Origin of the sequence: Latilactobacillus sp. (genome assembly GCF_033176295.1) — a bacterium.
Lineage (GTDB): Bacteria > Bacillota > Bacilli > Lactobacillales > Lactobacillaceae > Latilactobacillus > Latilactobacillus sakei.
The window spans coordinates 80,020-98,243 of record NZ_JAMQEX010000003.1; the positions used below are offsets into that span (position 1 = coordinate 80,020).

The following is an 18,224-nucleotide window of genomic DNA, read 5'->3' on the forward strand; positions in this document are numbered from 1 at the left end:
TCAATGACTATTCCAGAACAAATTATTGCTAAAATTAAAGCTTATCAAACGATTATTATTCATCGCCATGTCAATCCAGATCCAGATGCGATTGGTTCGCAAGTTGGTTTGGCTGAAGTGATTCGTAATAGCTACCCTGATAAAAAGGTTTACCAAGTCGGTAGTGATACCGGCAACTTAGCTTGGTTAGCCAATGCGCAACCAATTGATCCGGCTTTATATCAAGGCGCTTTGGTGATTACAACTGATGCTGCCAACACGCCCCGGATTAGTGGCGAAGATTATAACCAAGGTGCTTACTTGATTAAAATTGATCATCATCCTAACGATGAACCCTATGGTGATTTAAATTGGGTGTTACCGGATGCTTCTAGTACATCCGAAATTATTGTTGATATGATCAACGATAGCCAAGGCCAATTACAATTGAATCAAGCAGCCGCTCGTGTGCTTTACGCCGGGATTGTCGGCGATACTGGGCGCTTCATGTTTAATTCAACCACACCGCACACAATGACATGTGCCGCGCAACTGATGACGTTTGACATTCAACATGATAAGATTAACCAACGGATGAACGAGATTACACTCGAACAAGCGAAGTTACAAGGTTACTTATTTGATCAATTGCAGGTTAATGACGACCAAGTGGCTTATCTGGTTGTGGACCAAGAAACGCAAAAACGTTTGAATGTATCAGCCCAACAGGTTCATTCAATTGTTGGCACACCTGGCCGATTAAAAGGTGTGTTAACGTGGGTCATTTTTGTCCAACAAGACGATGGTACTTATCGCGTCCACTTCCGTTCTAAAGGGCCAATCATTAATGAATTGGCTAAGCAACATGACGGCGGTGGGCATCCGCTTGCCAGCGGGGCCAAAGCAGCTGATCAAGCTGAAATTGACACGATTATTACGGCATTATCAGCGCTTGCTGCTGATTACACAGCACAGTAACAGATACTTTTTTGACGGATTTAAACAATAGAAAGCAGGACTTTATGGATAATCAATTTACACAATTTAATCTAAAACCAGAAATCATTACGGCTTTAGACGAGATGCACTTTACAAAACCAACGGCGGTTCAACGCCGTGTGATTCCAGCCATCAACGCTGGTAAGAGTGTTATCGGACAATCACAAACAGGGAGTGGGAAGACACATGCCTTCTTATTACCACTTTTAAATAAGTTAGTCCCTGAAAAAGACGAAGTTCAAATCGTCATTACAGCCCCTAGTCGGGAATTGGCTTACCAAATTTATACGGCCGCTGAATTAATCACAAAGCATATGAATGGTGATATTCGGATTGGTCGCTACGTTGGTGGGACTGATAAACAACGTCAAATCGAAAAATTACAACAACACCAACCACAAATCGTGATTGGGACACCTGGTCGGATTTTAGATTTGATTACAAGTAAGGCACTTAAGATTTATACAGCTAAAACATTAGTCATTGATGAAGCTGATATGACGCTTGATATGGGCTTTTTGAAGCCAGTTGATAATATTGCGAGCCGCTTACCAGAAGACTTACAAATGATGGTCTTCTCAGCAACGATTCCTGATAAATTACAACCATTCTTACAAAAATACATGCATAACCCAGTAATTGAAGAAGTGAAAAATGAAACGATTATTAGCCCAACGATTGAAAACTGGTTGGTGCCAACTAAGGGCAAAGCCCTCAATCAAACAATCTATTCATTAATCACAATGGGCCATCCATTCATGGTCTTGATCTTTGCAAATACCAAGAGCAAGGTTGATGACATCCATCATTACCTCCAATCACAAGGTTTGAAGGTCGCTAAGATTCATGGCGATATTCCACCACGTCAACGGAAACGGATTATGAAGGAAGTTCATAACCTCGATTATCAATACGTTGTTGCGACTGATTTAGCCGCTCGTGGGATTGATATCGAAGGGATTAGCATGGTTATCAATGCCGAAGTGCCACGCGAAGATTTAGAATTCTTCGTGCATCGTGTGGGTCGGACAGGCCGGAATGGTCTTAAGGGTACTGCGATTACACTTTATGGTCCAGATGACGAACAAGCTGTTGCACAAATCGAAGCAATGGGAATTAAGTTCACACCAAAAGCCTTTAAAGATGGCGAATTGGTGACTTCTTATGACCGTAACCGTCGTAAAAAACGGGTTGCAACAACTCATGAATTAGACGTTAACTTGAAGGGCTTTGTTAAAAAGGCCAAAATCAAGCGTAAGCCTGGTTACAAGAAGAAGATTAAAGAAGCAATCCAAAAGGATGCGCGTCAAAAACGTCGGATTGAACAACGTGTTGAAATGCGTGAACGTAAACGTAATAATAAAAAACAAAATCAATAATAATAATCGCTAATGAGTTTATAAATGAGGTGTTGTCATGGTACATGAAAATGACTTGCAATTACCAAATTGGTTACAATTATCGGAACAAGCCCGGCGTGCTAATTTTGGCCAGGTTTTACGGTATTTTGTCAGCCCACTTGTCGCCATTGAAGGGATTCAACCGGAAGTGGTCCAGGCTGGTCGACTAACATTTAAGACATATAGTGCTTGGTTTTCTGGTGAACAGTTCGTCTTCATTCCGGCACAATCAGCCGTTAGTTTAGGTTGGTCATTGGGCGCGGATAAGCTGGCACCGAGTGAATGGTTTGCACAAACCAATCGGCAACTGGCTGCTAACGAGGGGCAACTCTGGGCAGATAAGGCTGATGTAGATGCGTATGTTGAGCAACTCACCACGCCGAGTCGGATTGTTAATATGCCAGCGTTACTGGTGGCACGAGAATCCGTACCGCGTGATTGGCTAGCGCAAGGGCGCTATTCACCAATCACACGACATTTTACAGGCAACCAACTATTCTTCAGTCGTTTTCAAGCTGAGATTCAAAATGGACTATACCGAACGCAGCCTGAGACACCGTTGTTAGAAACGGCGCACTTAGTGTTACGGCTTTTGGCAGACCAACAAGTTTATCAGGTTTTTGAGAAAATGACTTTCACGGATCAACAACTCAGACAAACATTGCGGCAACAAGGCTATGACTTTGTCAGTGTTGATCAGTACGAATGGTTAAGAGGTGCGGGTGCGCCCACTTTATGGCCAAGTGGCAATCATTTACCACAACCAATGGCTGAATCAGCGGCTTCGTTTGGTTTAGATTTTACGGCTGACCAACAGGCTTATGAAATAACAACTGACCCGCTTGTTTACAAGGGTGGGCCGTGTGTCACTGGTGGTCGCTATCAACTTGAACGTCAGTTACCAAGCTCGCCATTTTATGAATCAGGCGTATCAACTGCGTTGATGGGCAATACCGATCTTGCGACGCGTTATCGGCGCACAATCACTGTTGCACTCGAGTAGTTGACAAGCGGCGGATTATTTTCTATACTTTTGAAGTGCTGGGATATACGTTAATCATTAGAACAACAGGAACAACACCCTTGACTGAGAGGTGCTGACTACGGATTGACGCGCTCCCCAACGCCTAAATAATTGAATAAACTCATAAAGAGGTTAACGACTAACATCGTTGCAATCAAGGTGGTACCGCGCTTTTGCGTCCTTGAATTTGCAGCGGTGTTTTATTTTTTAAGGAGAGAATGATATGAAACAACTCACAAGCGCCCAAGTGCGCCAAATGTTTTTAGACTTTTTTAAAGAAAAAGGCCATGATGTTGAACCAAGTGCCTCATTGATTCCAGACGAAGATCCAACGTTATTATGGATTAACTCTGGGGTTGCCACTTTGAAGAAATATTTTGATGGCCGTGTTGTGCCTAATAATCCGCGGATTACAAACGCACAAAAGAGTATTCGGACAAACGATATCGAAAACGTTGGTAAGACTGCCCGTCATCATACATTCTTCGAAATGCTCGGTAACTTCTCTGTTGGTGATTACTTTAAAGAAGATGCTATTCCTTGGGCTTGGGAATTCTTAACAAGCGACAAGTGGATTGGTTTAGATCCTGAAAAACTTTACGTGACAGTTTATCCTAAGGATAAGGATGCGCACCGCATCTGGCACGAAAAAGTTGGTTTAGCAGAAGACCGAATTATCGAAGTGGAAGATAATTTCTGGGATATCGGTGAAGGCCCATGTGGTCCCGATTCAGAAATTTTCTACGATCGTGGTCAAAGCTTCAACAATGTCAGTGAAGACGATCCTGAAAACTACCCTGGCGGTGAAAATGAACGTTATCTCGAAGTTTGGAATATCGTGTTCTCAGAATTTAATCACTTACCAAACGGTGAATATGTCGAACAACCACACAAAAATATTGATACGGGGATGGGTCTTGAACGACTTGTCTCAGTGATTCAAGAAGCCCCAACTAACTTTGAAACAGATTTATTTATGCCATTGATTGAAGCCACAGCTGCAATGAGTGACCATAAACAATACGGTCAAAATGCCGCTGACGATATTTCATTTAAGATTATCGCCGATCATGCACGGGCAGTTACCTTTGCGATTGGCGATGGCGCAATGCCAGCTAACGAAGGACGCGGTTATGTGCTCCGTCGTTTAATCCGTCGGGCCATCTTAAACGGTAAGAAGTTAGGCATCAACGACGCTTTCATGTACAAATTAGTCCCAATCGTTGGCGAAATTATGCACAGCTATTACCCAGACGTCCTAGAACAAAAAGACTTCATTGAAAAAGTGATTCGTTCTGAAGAAGATCGTTTCCGCGAAACTTTAAATGATGGGTTACGCTTATTAAACCAAACAATCGAAGCCGTTAAAGCTGAAAACGAAACTGAAATTAACGGCGCAGATGCTTTCAAACTATTTGATACATTTGGTTTCCCAATCGAATTAACAACTGAATATGCTGAAGATGAAGGTTTAACCGTTGATCAAGCTGGTTTTGAAAAGGAAATGGCTGCTCAAAAAGCACGTGCTCGTAATGCACGGAGCGATGAACAATCAATGGGCTCACAAAACGAAGTCTTATTAAACATCAAGACTAAGAGTGAATTCACAGGTTACAGCGAATTAGAAACTGAAAGTCGTCTAGCAGATATCATTCAAGATAATGCTGAACAAGAAAGTGTGACAACCGGCGTTGCGCAATTAGTCTTTGAAGCAACACCGTTTTACGCTGAAATGGGGGGCCAAGTGGCTGATCAAGGGATTATCAAGAACCTTGCCGGTCAAGTGGTTGCTGAAGTCACAGACGTTCAATACGCACCAAATGGCCAACCTTTACACACTGTTAAAGTGTTAAAAGAAATGATCAGTGGCGTCCACTATACCTTATCTGTTGATCCAACCTTCAGAGGCGGCGTTGTTAAGAACCATACGGCAACCCATTTATTGGATCAAGCATTAAGAGATGTGTTAGGCGAACATACTCATCAAGCTGGTTCATTAGTGGAACCTGATTACTTACGTTTTGATTTCACTAACCTGGGCCAAGTGACACCAGACCAATTAGCTGAAGTGGAACAAATCGTAAACGATAAGATTTGGGCAGCTCTTCCAGTTAATACGGTTGAAACCGATATTGAAACAGCTAAACAAATGGGGGCCATCGCGCTCTTTACTGAAAAATATGGTAAAACAGTTCGTGTTGTTCAAATTGGGGATTACTCAATGGAACTTTGTGGTGGGACACATGCTAATAACACCTCAGATCTTGGCTTGTTCAAGATTACCAGTGAATCAGGTATTGGGGCTGGCACACGTCGGATTGAAGCCGTTACTTCTAAGGCAGCCTTTAAATATTTAAATGACAAACAAGTGCTTTTAAATGAATTAGCTGGTGAATTAAAAGTTGCACAAACAAAGGATCTTCCTAAGAAGATTCAACAATTACAAGCTGATTTAAAAGCAGAACAAAAAGAAAATGAACAATTAAAAGCTAAATTTGCGCAAGAACAAGCCGGCAATGTTTTTGAAAATGTTGTTGAAGCAGGTCAATGGCGCTTAGTGGCAGCAGATGCAAAGGTTGCCGGGATGAATGAATTACGGCAATTAGCGGATCAATGGCAACAAAAACAAATTTCAGACGTCTTAGTGCTCGCAACTGTTGCGGGTGACAAGGTTAGTTTGATTGTGGCAGTAGCTCCTGATGCGATTAAAGCTGGGATCAAAGCTGGTGACTTAATCAAACAAATCGCCCCACTTGTTGGTGGTGGCGGTGGTGGCCGTCCTGATATGGCCCAAGCTGGTGGTAAAAATCCAGCTGGGATTCCAGATGCTTTGGCAGCTGCTAAAGAATTCTTAGCTTAATAGATAAAAAATAAAGTTGATTATTTTTAATCAACTTTATTTTTTTGCAGAAAACAGCATGTTCCGTTTGAATTGTGGTATAGTGGATATTCAGCATTATGACAACCGAGTGATGCGAGTTGTACTTTTACTGATTTTCGAGTAGAATATGGTTGTATAAGTAGCGAAAAGTTGAGGTGTTGAGAGATGAATCTAGATAAAACAGTCCATTTTGATTTTGGTAAGAATAGTCCTAAGAATGTGCATGAAACATTGGTAACGGTCTACCAAACTTTAGAAGATAAGGGCTATAATCCAATTAACCAGATTGTCGGCTACCTGCTATCAGGGGATCCTGCTTACATTCCACGCTATAACGACGCTCGTAACTTAATTCGTAAGCACGAACGAGATGAGATTATCGAAGAACTCGTGAAGAACTATCTTGATAAGGGGAATACTAAATAATGCGCTTAATGGGATTTGATGTCGGTTCAAGAACCGTCGGTATTGCTGTGAGCGATTTATTTGGTTGGACCGCCCAAGGTGTTGAAATCATTAGAATTAATGAAGATGAATCTGAATTTGGTTTAGACCGAGTGAAGGAACTCGTTGCACAGCACCAAGTAACGGGCTTTGTCTTGGGGTTACCTAAGAATATGAATAATTCAATCGGCCCCCGGGCGGTTAAAGCACAGGAATACGGTGCCATGTTAACCGAGTTATTCCCAGAGATCCCAGTTGATTATATTGATGAACGACTAACAACTGTTCAGGCTGAACGGATGTTAGTTGAACAAGCTGACACCTCACGGAAAAAGCGTAAGCAAGTGATTGATAAACTTGCTGCGGTAATGATTTTGCAGAATTATTTGGATGCTAAGGGCCCTTTGACGAAACAAGGGTATTAAAGCAACCGGTTAATGAATTTGATAATTAAATATTAAGGGGTTTTGATGAATGACTGAAACAAATAAGAACATCCACCAAGAAGCAGAACAAGAAATTACTTTAATCGATGATCAAGGTAACGAAGAATTATACCAAGTGCTCTTTACTTTTGATTCTGAAGATTACGGTAAATCATATGTCCTATTATACCCAGCAAGCTCAGCTGAAGACGAAGAAGTCGACATCCAAGCTTTCGCATTCACATCAGACGTTGCAGGAGACGCCAGCCAAGGCGATCTCTTCCCAATCGAAGATGATGAAGAATGGGAAATGGTAGAAGAAGTCCTAAACACATTCTTAGCAGACGACAATATGCAATAAAACAGAGTGCCTCTCAAGCTTGATCAGATTTTGAGCATTAGCATAGGTTGTCAGATTAGCGATTATATCGCTAATCTGACAACCGGCACTAAGCGCAGAAATCTAGCTTGGGAGGCACGTTTTAATTAGACTGTCGATTATTTGACTGACGTGCTAACCACAAGAATCAGGTTGGTATGGCACGTTTTGTTAGAGTGACCGCTCTAGCTTGGGAGGCACGTTTTAATTAGGCTATGCCATAAAAAAAATAGGGATCAAGACGCTAAATCGTCTTGGTCCCTATTATCATTATGAGCGTAAAGCCTGTGCTTTTTTAGTGTTAATAAAATGCAATTTAGCAAATTGGCCTAGGTACTCTAAACCGCCTTGGTCCAATAAATCAGCCGCAATTTTGTCGATCGATTTGTGTGCACCGACTGGGATGTCGCGTCCAGCGAGTTTGGAAAGTTCAATCATTGATAGGTTAGCTTGATGGCGAGCAATAATGGAGGCTGCCGCAACCGCTAGATGAAACTGTTCCGCTTTAGTTGTAAAGTAGACGTTATCACGTAATACCACCGGTTCGTCTTTTAAATAACGATAGTAGGTGGCACGGGGTTCGAATTGGTCGATTAAAATGCCTTGGGGCTGATCAGGTTGGATTTTTTTCAAAACTTTTAAGAGGGCGAAGTTATGGCTGACCGCCTTCATTTTTTCGATATTCATTTGTTCGTGAACTTGGTTATACTTTTGCGGCATGATATTGACGATATGATAAGGGAGTTTGGTCATCATTTTAATCGCCATCTGATCAATCTGAGCGTCAGTTAATGTTTTTGAATCAGCGACGCCTAAATTGCGGACAAAGCTGAGATTTTCCTGACTGACATAGACGGCGGCAATCGTCAGTGGGCCAAAGTAACTGCCATTACCGACTTCATCTGAGCCGATAACCGACCAGTTAGCAAAATCGGGTGGTAGTGTGTCACCTTTAGCAGACCCCTTAGTAGCCTTACTTTTCTTGGCAGGTGCTAGTGGGCCCCATTTAGCGGCGGCTGCTTCGGCTGTTGCGCCTTGAAAAAGGACTTTGCCGGAGCGATAGCCGGTAACGTTCAAACCGTTACCACGGTGGGCAAAAACGGCACCAGGTGGTAGGGGACGGTTGGACGGATAAGTTTGTTGAATTGTTTTTAATTGCGCTGGGGTCATTTTTATCACAGCTTGCATGCGCCATCCTCCTCAATGAATGGTAAAATAAGATATTAATGGTAAAATTGCTACTTCTCCTTATTTCATGATAAAATAGTTCAGTTGAAGTAGCAAATTTTATTTGCGATGTCTGAAGCAGGTTACCAGAAATAACTGGTTGGCCTGATAGTGATGAATCATATCAAATTAAAAGCGCGGTTAAGGGGAAATTATGCTAAGTCTAATTATTATCTTAATGTTGTTACATGCGGTTTATACTGGGATGCGCCGGGGAATTGTCTTACAGGTCGTTTATGCAATTGGTTATTTTATCGCCTTTTGGATTGCGGTTCCATTGAGTCAGACACTCGGACCTAAATTGAATTTGTTAGTGCCGTATCCATCGGCAACAGAAGAAAGTTACTTTGCCTTTTTCCAACAGAAGGTGGGGTTATCACTCGATAAAGCTTTTTATATCGGTGTGGCCTTTGTATTAGTGATGTTCATCAGTGGCCTGATTATTCGTTTTATTGGCTTATTACTGAACTCGTTAACGTTTATGTATGTTTTCAGTCGCTTTAATAAGGTTTTAGGTGGTGTTTTAAACTTCATCGTTGTCTATATTGGGATTTTCTTAGTGTTATATGTCTTGGCCTTAGTACCAGTTGACGGGTTACAGAACATGTTGGCCCATTCGTGGCTCGCTAAGATGATGGTGCTTAAAACACCACTATTAACCTCACTTGTAACGCAATGGTGGATAGTTGGTTAACATAGTTGTAAGGGGCTGACGAAGGTCGCCCCTTTTTTAGAAGGAGTTAACAGAAATGAATCATAAAATATTAAAAACATTAGAGTACGATAAAATTAAACAAATGTTGCAAGGTTATGCGATTACAGCATTTGGTCAAGAACAAATAGCAACTTTAGAACCGATTAATGAAGCAGATCTGATTCAGATTCGCTTAAACCAAACCAAAGATGGTGTTGATATCGAACGGTTAAAAGGTGGCATTCCATTGCCCCAACTGGAAAATATCAGACCACATTTAAAACGAATTGAAATCGGTGCGATGTTAAATGGTAGTGAGCTCGCTCAAATCGGGCGCGTTTTACGTGCGACATCTGCCGTGGTTCGTTTCTTTGATGACCTGGAAAAAGACGAACTCGAATTAAAAGCCTTACCCGAATTAGTAGCGCAATTTGTCACGTTACCACAATTAACCGAACGAATTAGAAGTTCGGTGGCTGATGATGGTGCCATTTTAGATACTGCTTCAACCAAGTTACGCGGTTTAAGAACGGGCTTGAAGCAGTTAGAAGGCCAGATTAGAAGTCGGATGGCCAGCTACACACACGGTGCCAAGGCTAAATATTTAAGTGATCCGATCGTGACGATTCGCAACGACCGCTACGTGATTCCTGTTAAACAAGAATACCGCGGCCAATTTGGTGGCGTCGTGCATGATCAAAGTGCCAGTGGGCAAACCCTATTCATGGAGCCCCAAGCGATTATGGAATTAAATAACCGTTTGCGCCAATTACAAATTGAAGAACAACAAGAAATCGAACGGATTTTGGCGGAATTATCAGAAGCTATCATGCCGGAACGTCACAATATTTTAGCAAATGCTGAATTATTGGGTCAACTCGATTTCGTGAATGCTAAGGCCCAACTTGCGAAAGCTCTAAAAGCAACGGAACCTTTAATCAATGCGGAAAACCATGTCGATTTAAAACAAGCACGGCATCCTTTAATTGATGCGACTAAAGTCGTGGCCAATGATATTGCAATCGGTGCGGATTATCAAGCGATTGTGGTGACTGGTCCGAATACCGGTGGTAAAACCATCACACTTAAAACATTGGGCTTAGTCCAAGTGATGGCCCAATCAGGGTTATTCATTACTGCGCGTGAGGAAAGCCAAGTTGGTGTCTTCTCAGATATCTTTGCTGATATTGGTGACGAACAATCAATCGAACAAAACTTGAGTACTTTCTCAGCACACATGGAAAATATCATTCAGATTCTCAAACAGATTGATGATCGGAGTTTGGTGCTATTAGATGAATTAGGTGCCGGGACTGATCCGCAAGAAGGGGCCGCTTTAGCGATTGCCATCTTGGATCAAATCGGGATTGTCGGAGCCAACGTGGTTGCGTCAACCCATTATCCTGAATTGAAGATTTATGGCTACAATCGACCACAAACAATTAATGCCAGCATGGAATTTGATGTGGCGACTTTACAGCCAACGTACCGTCTTTTAATTGGGGTACCTGGTCGGAGTAATGCATTTGATATTTCAACGCGCCTAGGCTTACCAAATTCAATCGTCGATCAAGCGAAACAGTTAATGAACGATGAAAGCCAAGATTTGAACAATATGATTACCGATCTTGAAAATCAACGTAAAGCGGCTGAAACAGAATACCAAGCACTACGTCATGAATTGACGGAAGCGACGGATCTACATCAACAACTCTCAACAGCTTATCAACAATTCTTTGAAGATCGTGAAACGGAAATGACGAAGGCTAAGGAAAAAGCAAATGCGATTGTCGAAAAAGCTGAAGTCAAAGCGGATAAAGTCATCACTAAATTGCGTGACATGCAGATGAATCAAGGCGCACAGATTAAGGAAAATCAATTAATCGATGCCAAGGCTGAATTAGGGCAATTACATCAAGAAACAACCTTGAAGAAAAATAAAGTGCTTCAACGGGCTAAGCGGCGTCAAACGCTGAAAGTTGGGGATGACGTATTGGTCACGTCTTACGGCCAACGAGGCACTTTAATTCGCCAAGTCGACTCGAAAAATTGGGAAGTCCAAATGGGCATCATCAAGATGAAGATTGCCAACGACGATTTAGAAAAGCAAAAAGTCGTTGAAGATAACCGACCACAACGCCATGTAACAACCGTTAATAGCGGTGGCGCACGCCACGTTAAAGCACAATTGGATTTACGCGGCAAACGCTATGAAGAAGCAATGGCCGAAGTGGATCAATACATTGATGCGGCGCTATTAGCTAATTATCAACAAGTCACGATTGTCCATGGTAAAGGGACTGGCGCGATTCGCCAAGGGGTTCAAGAATACCTCCAAGCTAACCGTCAAGTGAAGAAGTACGAATATGCACCAGCTAATGCTGGTGGGAATGGTGCAACCATTGTGACGTTTAAGTAAGGTATTGAAATTAAAAACTCAGAAGCTAGTGCATTGGTAATGCCGGCTTTTGAGTTTTTTTAATTGTTTTTTGGCGGGCAAAAGTGTAGACTAAAAGTAAGCAATCGGTTTTACACAACTGATTATAGGAGGTGCGGATATGGTAGATGTTTTAACGGATAAAGATTTTGAAGCAGAAACAAGCCAAGGTGTTGTTTTAACAGACTTTTGGGCTACTTGGTGTGGTCCTTGTCGGATGCAATCACCTGTCATTGAAGAATTAGCACAAACAAATGATAAGGTTAAATTCACAAAGATGGATGTGGATGCCAACCCTGATACCCCAGCTAAATTTGGGATCATGGCTATTCCAACATTGCTCGTTAAAAAAGACGGGCAAGTTGTCGAAACAATTACTGGCTTCCACAATAAGGAACAATTAACGGAAACATTAGCTAAATATACTGATTAGAGCACAACGACGATTGTAAGCATGCGTTGAAAAGCGTCTCTAACAACTGAAGGACCAGGGGGAGAATTTCTTTACCAGGTCCTTTTTTAGTCCTCAATAATGTGTGACAAAAATGTTAGTGGTGGTTATTAAATCGGTGTGGTACCTTTAATAAAGTAATAAAGCGTACCAATCAGAAAAAAGAGAAAGAAATGGTGAAAATGGGACAAAAAATCCTTAATTTTTGGCAAAAACCAGTTGTCAATTTCATTGGCAGAACGATTATATATTTTGTAATTCTCTTAATTTTACTCTACCTGTACGATTACAGTGGTATTGGTAGCCCTAAATTTATTTATAATGAATTTTAGTTTAATGAAGGAGCGTAATGGTGATGACAAATAGCATTATTCAAAAAATTGATACAATTGCGATTGAACAACCGCAAACTGTAGCGTATCAATACGGTCAAACGCAGTATTCATATGCAGACTTAAAAGTTGCATCCGATCGAATCGCGGCGTTTATCCAAGACCAAGCATTGCCTAAGGGCGCCCCAGTGATTGTTTTTGGGGGCCAACAGTTCGAAATGGTGGCGACATTCTTAGGCGCTGTCAAAGCAGGCCATGCCTACATTCCGGTTGAACAACACTCAGATGCAGAACGCATTCAACAAATTGAATCGGTTGCTAAACCAGCGGCGGTTCTATCATGGGCGTCAGCTAGCCAAATTGAGGTTGACATGCCGGTCTTCCAAGCTGATATATTAGCGGACGTTGTGGCAAGTGGGGCAACAGATTATGATGCCCAACAAAGCGTCCAAGGGGATGATAACTTCTATATCATTTTCACTTCTGGGACAACTGGCTTACCAAAAGGAGTTCAAATTAGTGAAAACAACCTTTTGAGCTTTGTTGACTGGGCGAACCCAGCCTTTGGAGTTGCCGATAATAGTCGGGTCTTAATTCAAGCCCCATACTCATTTGATTTATCAGTCATGAATCTTTATCCAGGGCTTTGCTCAGGTGCAACATTAGTAATTTTAGAAAAAGAAATTACGGACAACTTCAAGACTTTATTTGAAGTATTGCTAACCTTGAAGGTTAACGAATGGGTTTCAACACCATCATTTGTTGAAATCTGTTTACTCGCACCAACGTTTGATAGCGAACATTACCCAGAACTTCGTGAATTCGTCTTCTGTGGTGAGGAATTAACGCACCAAACGGCTGAAAAATTACTCGAACGCTTCCCAAGTGCCAAAGTCTTCAATACTTACGGCCCAACAGAAGCAACGGTCGCAATGACCAGCATTGAAATTACCGCCGATATTCTAGCACAGTATGATCGGTTACCAATTGGTTATACAAAAGCTGATACGAAGACGGTTGTGGTTGATGAACAAAACAATGAAGTCGCTCCTGGCCAGCCTGGTGAATTATTGATTAGTGGTCCTAGTGTTTCTAAAGGCTACTTAAATAACCCTGAAAAAACGAATGCTGCCTTTTTCGAAAAAGATGGCCAACGTTTCTATCATTCAGGAGACTTAGTGGTTGCCGATGACAATCAATTAATCTTCTACAAAGGACGGACTGATTTCCAAGTTAAGATGCATGGTTATCGGATCGAACTAGAAGAAATCGATCATCATTTAGGGCAACTAGCACAAGTGAAACAAGCTTGCACGGTCCCTCGTTACAACAAGGCACATCAAGTAACGCAATTAATTGCTTACGTCGTGCCAGCTGAAGGCCAAGTGGGGGATGCGACATTAACAAAAACGTTAAAAGCAGCCCTGGCTGAAAATACAATGGCCTACATGATTCCCCAACGTTTCGTCTATCCAGAAAGTTTACCATTATCCGTCAATGGTAAGGTTGATCGTAAAGCGTTGATTAAAGAGGTAAACGGGAATGCCTAATTTACAACCGTACGCAAATCCTAATTATTTCATTATTTTAGGAATTGCGTTAGTGCCGCTAATCATTGGCTTTTTAAATGGTAAACGGTGGCACATCTATGAAACACTTGTTTCACTGCTCTTTTTGGTCTTAATCTTTGACGGTGATAAGATTAATCAAGGGTTAGCTTTAATCGGCTACGTGATATTCGAAGGGGCTCTCATTTGGGGCTACACCGTGTATCGTCAAAAACGTAATAATACAGCATTGTTCGACTTGGCGGTTGTCCTAGCGATTATGCCGCTAGTCATTGTAAAATTCGTGCCATTTTTAAATCCAGGACGGAATTCGATTATTGGTTTCTTAGGGATTAGTTATTTAACCTTCAAAGCTGTCGGCATGATTATGGAAACCCGTGATGGGAGTATTAAGAAGTTTGAACCATGGTTGTTCTTACAATTCATGCTTTTCTTCCCAACTATCTCATCCGGTCCGATTGATCGTTACCGACGCTTTAAGAAGGATTATCTAAAAGTACCTGAACGTGATCACTATATCGACATGTTAGGGAAAGCAATGCACAACTTCATGTTAGGGTTTGTGTATAAGTTTATCTTAGGTTATGCATTCGGAACTTTGTTATTGCCAAGAATGGCGCACTTAGCCATGGCAAGTCGCGGCGGTTTCTTAGATATTTCATGGGGCCTTGTGGGTTACATGTATGTCTATAGTATGTATTTATTCTTTGATTTTGCGGGTTACAGTTTATTCGCAGTTGGGACGAGTTATGTCATGGGGATTGAAACACCAATCAACTTTAACAAGCCATTCTCATCACCAAACATCAAGGAATTCTGGAATAGATGGCATATGACGTTATCATTTTGGTTTAGAGATTACATCTACATGCGGCTCATGTTTTTCTTGATGAAGCATAAAATCACTAAGAGCAAAGTATTAATCGCCAACCTTGGCTATTTAACGTTATTCTTATTGATGGGCTTCTGGCACGGGTTAACCTGGTATTACATCGCTTATGGTTTATTCCATGCGATTTGGATTATCCTAACAGATGTCTGGTTACGCTTTAAGAAGAAACATAAGGATCACATTATCAGCAATCGTTGGACAAATTATCTCGCAATTTTTGCAACATTTAACACAGTATGTTTAAGTTTTTTAATTTTCTCAGGCTTCTTGGACCGACTCTGGTTCCATTAAGACCAAACAATTGAAGGAGCGTTTTAATCATGGATGTAGAAAACACAGTAGTAGAAATTTTGGCAGATTTAACGGGTAACGATGATATCAAAGATGATATGGATATGGATTTATTTGAAACAGGGACATTAGATTCAATGGCGACTGTTCAATTATTACTTGAATTACAAGGTCAATTAGACATCGACGTACCAGTTTCAGAATTTGATCGTAATGAATGGGCAACACCAAACAAAATTATCGCCAAAGCAAAGGAATTGCAATAAGATGTTTAAGAAGTTGTGGCTGATTTTTGGGCCAGTGTTAATTGCCGGGGTGTGCTTAGGCGCGTTATTATTATCGCCATTTCGCTTTAGTCATCCGAGCGCTAAGACTTTATCAACAGCGGCGACATCAATGTCATCCAATGTGATTAAAGGTGAAGCCATCAAGGATGCTGCGTTTAATGCGGATTATATTCCCGTTATCGGTTCTTCCGAGTTATCACGAATGGATCCATTACATCCATCCGTCATGGCTGAGAAGTATGATTGGAAAAATAAGCCGTTCTTAATTGGCGCACCTGGTACACAGTCATTAACACATTTCTTATCCCTCCAAGCGACAGGACAACACCTAACGGGTAAGAAAGCGGTCGTGATTATTTCGCCACAATGGTTTGTACCACGAGGGGTTAAATCAGAAATGTTTGATTTCTTCTATTCACCACTGCAAACATCGTACTTCTTAGTTCATGCTAAGGATTCAGCAGCAACACGGTATGCAGCTAAACGGATTCTAGATTTAACGAGTGATACAACCAGTGGGGTAATGCGGGATGCATTAAAGAACAAGGCGTTGGGCTTACCGTTAACAACGGTGCAAAAGGTGTATATCAACAACATTAAGCGCCCAGGCTTGCAACACCAAGATCAGCTCTTCAGTCAATTGTTCATTCACGGTCGTGAAAAAGAATTGGCTAAAGGCTTGAAAGTTTTACCAGATGAACAAGACTTACAAACACTTGACCAAGTTGCCACAACACTTGGTCGCAAAGCAACAGCCGGTAATCCATTTGGGATTCAAAAGAAATTTTATGAACAACGAATTTTACCAAATCAAGCGAAATTGAAGGGCGAACAAAGTAACTTTAATTATGAAAGTTCACCAGAATTTTCGGACTTCCAGTTGATGCTCGATTTCTTTGCACAGCACAAGATGGCAGTGCAATTCATCATTCCACCTGTTAACGCACGGTGGGCATCTTATACGGGCTTATCACAAGACATGTTAAATAACTTCTCGACAAAGATTTCTTACCAATTGAAATCACAAGGCTTTAACAATATTGTTGATATGACCAAAGATGGTAACGAAGATTACTTTATGCAAGATACGATTCATTTAGGCTGGCGTGGTTGGTTGAAGGTTGACCAACATGTCCAACCATTCATGGCAACTAAGAAGGCTGGTAAGGTTTCATATAAAATATCAGATGACTACTTAGATCGTTCATGGCAAGATGTTGCTGGTAATCAAGTACAAGATTTTGAAGAATAAACTAAAAAAGCGTGCTGACAATTGTCAGCACGCTTTTTTTATTGCTTAGTCACACTTCTTATAACGTGTTCATTCAACCTGATTTCTGTGCTTTGCAACACTTGTCAAACTAGCGATTGCATCGCTAATTCACCAATTTAAGTAAATGCTCAAAACCACTCAGTTGAAGTCACACTTCTTATTTAACCACTTTCAATACCGATTGGATCATTTCTTCATATGCGATTGGGCCTTTGTACATCCAGCTTGATGATTTGTCATAGCTGTAGAGTTGCTTATTCTTAACGGCTTTGACATTTTGCCAGATCGGTTCCTTAAACATAGCAGCCCCGCGGTCGCTGTTAACTAGGAAAATATAGTCGGCATCTAATTCGGTTAGTTTTTCTAAAGAAACGGGCATCCAGTCGGCGGTTGCGTTTTTAGAAATTGTTTTAACCAACTCAGGTTCTTTTAAACCGAGATCTTGATAGAGGAGCGCGCCACTTGCGGCGTGATCATTGACCATGAAGGCTGAGTTATTTGTAACCCATAAAACAGCGGCTGATTTATTCGGCGCTTTTGTTTGGATTGTTTTCTTGGCGCTAGCTAGTTTTTGGTCATAGTCTTTTAAAACGGCTTGCCCCTTATCTTCTTTGTTAACAGCTTGGGCGACATCTTTTAATTGGGTGCGCCATTTGACTTTAGCGCCATTTTTGACAACGTAGGTTGGTGCTAGTTTGTTGTATTGAGCATATTTACCACCTTGAACAGCACTGTTGTCACCCACTAAAATCAGATCGGGTTTAGCTTTAGCAACTGCTTCAAATGGTAAATCGTAGTTGATAGTGGGGACGTTTTTTAAGTATTTTGCGAGGTAGTCTTGGCGACTGGTCCCATTTTTGACAGACCATTGCACGACTGGTTTGATATCCAGCGAAATAAGATAATCTTCTAGATATGAACCAATAACACGTTTGGGGTGTGTGGGAACGCTTACCTTATGGTCCATACTATCGGCTATGGTTCGAGTTTGTTTCTTAGTGGCTGTTTTGGCTTGGCAACCAGCTAAGATGATTAATGACGTTAATCCTAAAATGGCAATAAAACGACTTGACTTTTTCATGAGTTTCCTCCAAAAATATAATTGAGAACTATTCTCATTATCGAATGTTTACAGTGTAACTGTCAAGTTGTTTCGGAATTTTGATATTGTTTTCTCATATAAGATTGTTATCTGAGAAATGTTTTCTTATAATATGTAAGAGCCGTTAATCCGGCGAAAG

17 protein-coding genes are annotated in these 18,224 nt (G+C 41.3%); 15 read left to right on the forward strand and 2 right to left on the reverse strand.

The window, feature by feature from the left end:
- Window positions 1-3 precede the first annotated feature (3 nt).
- From NDN60_RS02930 to NDN60_RS02960, 7 genes are all read left to right on the forward strand, one after another.
- Window positions 4-957, forward strand: coding sequence for a DHH family phosphoesterase (locus NDN60_RS02930; protein ID WP_011374093.1), 954 nt, complete (start codon window positions 4-6; stop codon window positions 955-957).
- Window positions 958-1,001: 44 nt separating this feature from the next.
- The gene (locus NDN60_RS02935; RefSeq protein ID WP_011374094.1) at window positions 1,002-2,357 is read left to right on the forward strand and encodes a DEAD/DEAH box helicase; all 1,356 of its coding nucleotides are present in this window, start codon (window positions 1,002-1,004) and stop codon (window positions 2,355-2,357) included.
- 37 nt (window positions 2,358-2,394) lie between these two features.
- On the forward strand, window positions 2,395-3,381 hold the full coding sequence (locus NDN60_RS02940; protein ID WP_011374095.1) for a hypothetical protein: 987 nt from the start codon (window positions 2,395-2,397) through the stop codon (window positions 3,379-3,381).
- Window positions 3,382-3,625: 244 nt separating this feature from the next.
- Window positions 3,626-6,262 (forward strand): alanine--tRNA ligase, encoded by a 2,637-nt coding sequence (gene alaS / locus NDN60_RS02945; RefSeq protein WP_016264658.1) that lies wholly within the window; start codon window positions 3,626-3,628, stop codon window positions 6,260-6,262.
- Window positions 6,263-6,448: 186 nt separating this feature from the next.
- Window positions 6,449-6,709 (forward strand): IreB family regulatory phosphoprotein, encoded by a 261-nt coding sequence (locus NDN60_RS02950; RefSeq protein WP_011374097.1) that lies wholly within the window; start codon window positions 6,449-6,451, stop codon window positions 6,707-6,709.
- Window positions 6,709-7,152, forward strand: coding sequence for a Holliday junction resolvase RuvX (ruvX, locus tag NDN60_RS02955; RefSeq protein WP_011374098.1), 444 nt, complete (start codon window positions 6,709-6,711; stop codon window positions 7,150-7,152). The genes NDN60_RS02950 and ruvX overlap by 1 nt, the downstream gene beginning before the upstream one ends.
- Window positions 7,153-7,201: 49 nt before the next feature.
- Window positions 7,202-7,513, forward strand: coding sequence for a DUF1292 domain-containing protein (locus NDN60_RS02960; RefSeq protein ID WP_011374099.1), 312 nt, complete (start codon window positions 7,202-7,204; stop codon window positions 7,511-7,513).
- A 288-nt stretch (window positions 7,514-7,801) separates the two neighbouring features.
- Here NDN60_RS02960 and rnhC read toward each other — a convergent pair whose 3' ends face one another.
- Entirely contained in the window at window positions 7,802-8,719 is a 918-nt protein-coding gene (gene rnhC, locus NDN60_RS02965; protein ID WP_011374100.1) for a ribonuclease HIII, read from the reverse strand.
- Between the two features lie 193 nt (window positions 8,720-8,912).
- Between rnhC and NDN60_RS02970 the strand changes: the two genes are divergently transcribed.
- From NDN60_RS02970 to dltD, 8 genes are all read left to right on the forward strand, one after another.
- Window positions 8,913-9,452 (forward strand): CvpA family protein, encoded by a 540-nt coding sequence (locus NDN60_RS02970; RefSeq protein WP_016264660.1) that lies wholly within the window; start codon window positions 8,913-8,915, stop codon window positions 9,450-9,452.
- Between the two features lie 55 nt (window positions 9,453-9,507).
- Entirely contained in the window at window positions 9,508-11,871 is a 2,364-nt protein-coding gene (locus tag NDN60_RS02975) for an endonuclease MutS2 (protein WP_011374102.1), read from the forward strand.
- 139 nt (window positions 11,872-12,010) lie between these two features.
- Window positions 12,011-12,322, forward strand: a complete 312-nt coding sequence (gene trxA, locus NDN60_RS02980) for a thioredoxin (protein ID WP_011374103.1) — start codon at window positions 12,011-12,013, stop codon at window positions 12,320-12,322.
- Window positions 12,323-12,522: 200 nt separating this feature from the next.
- Window positions 12,523-12,672: a teichoic acid D-Ala incorporation-associated protein DltX gene (locus tag NDN60_RS02985; RefSeq protein ID WP_035144601.1), complete on the forward strand. Its 150-nt coding sequence runs from the start codon at window positions 12,523-12,525 to the stop codon at window positions 12,670-12,672.
- A gap of 23 nt (window positions 12,673-12,695) precedes the next feature.
- A complete protein-coding gene (gene dltA, locus NDN60_RS02990) occupies window positions 12,696-14,222 on the forward strand; it encodes a D-alanine--poly(phosphoribitol) ligase subunit DltA (RefSeq protein ID WP_172952580.1) in 1,527 nt (508 codons plus the stop codon).
- Window positions 14,215-15,423 carry a D-alanyl-lipoteichoic acid biosynthesis protein DltB gene (gene dltB, locus NDN60_RS02995; RefSeq protein ID WP_011374105.1) on the forward strand — a complete coding sequence of 403 codons (1,209 nt, stop codon included), beginning with the start codon at window positions 14,215-14,217 and terminating at the stop codon, window positions 15,421-15,423. The genes dltA and dltB overlap by 8 nt, the downstream gene beginning before the upstream one ends.
- 29 nt (window positions 15,424-15,452) lie before the next feature.
- Window positions 15,453-15,689 (forward strand): D-alanine--poly(phosphoribitol) ligase subunit DltC, encoded by a 237-nt coding sequence (dltC, locus tag NDN60_RS03000; RefSeq protein WP_011374106.1) that lies wholly within the window; start codon window positions 15,453-15,455, stop codon window positions 15,687-15,689.
- A gap of 1 nt (window position 15,690) precedes the next feature.
- Window positions 15,691-16,962, forward strand: a complete 1,272-nt coding sequence (gene dltD, locus NDN60_RS03005) for a D-alanyl-lipoteichoic acid biosynthesis protein DltD (RefSeq protein ID WP_056947803.1) — start codon at window positions 15,691-15,693, stop codon at window positions 16,960-16,962.
- A gap of 178 nt (window positions 16,963-17,140) precedes the next feature.
- On the opposite strand, the gene NDN60_RS03010 is transcribed toward dltD, so the two are convergent.
- Window positions 17,141-18,064, reverse strand: coding sequence for an ABC transporter substrate-binding protein (locus NDN60_RS03010; RefSeq protein WP_099947617.1), 924 nt, complete (start codon window positions 18,062-18,064; stop codon window positions 17,141-17,143).
- Between the last annotated feature and the right edge of the window lie 160 nt (window positions 18,065-18,224).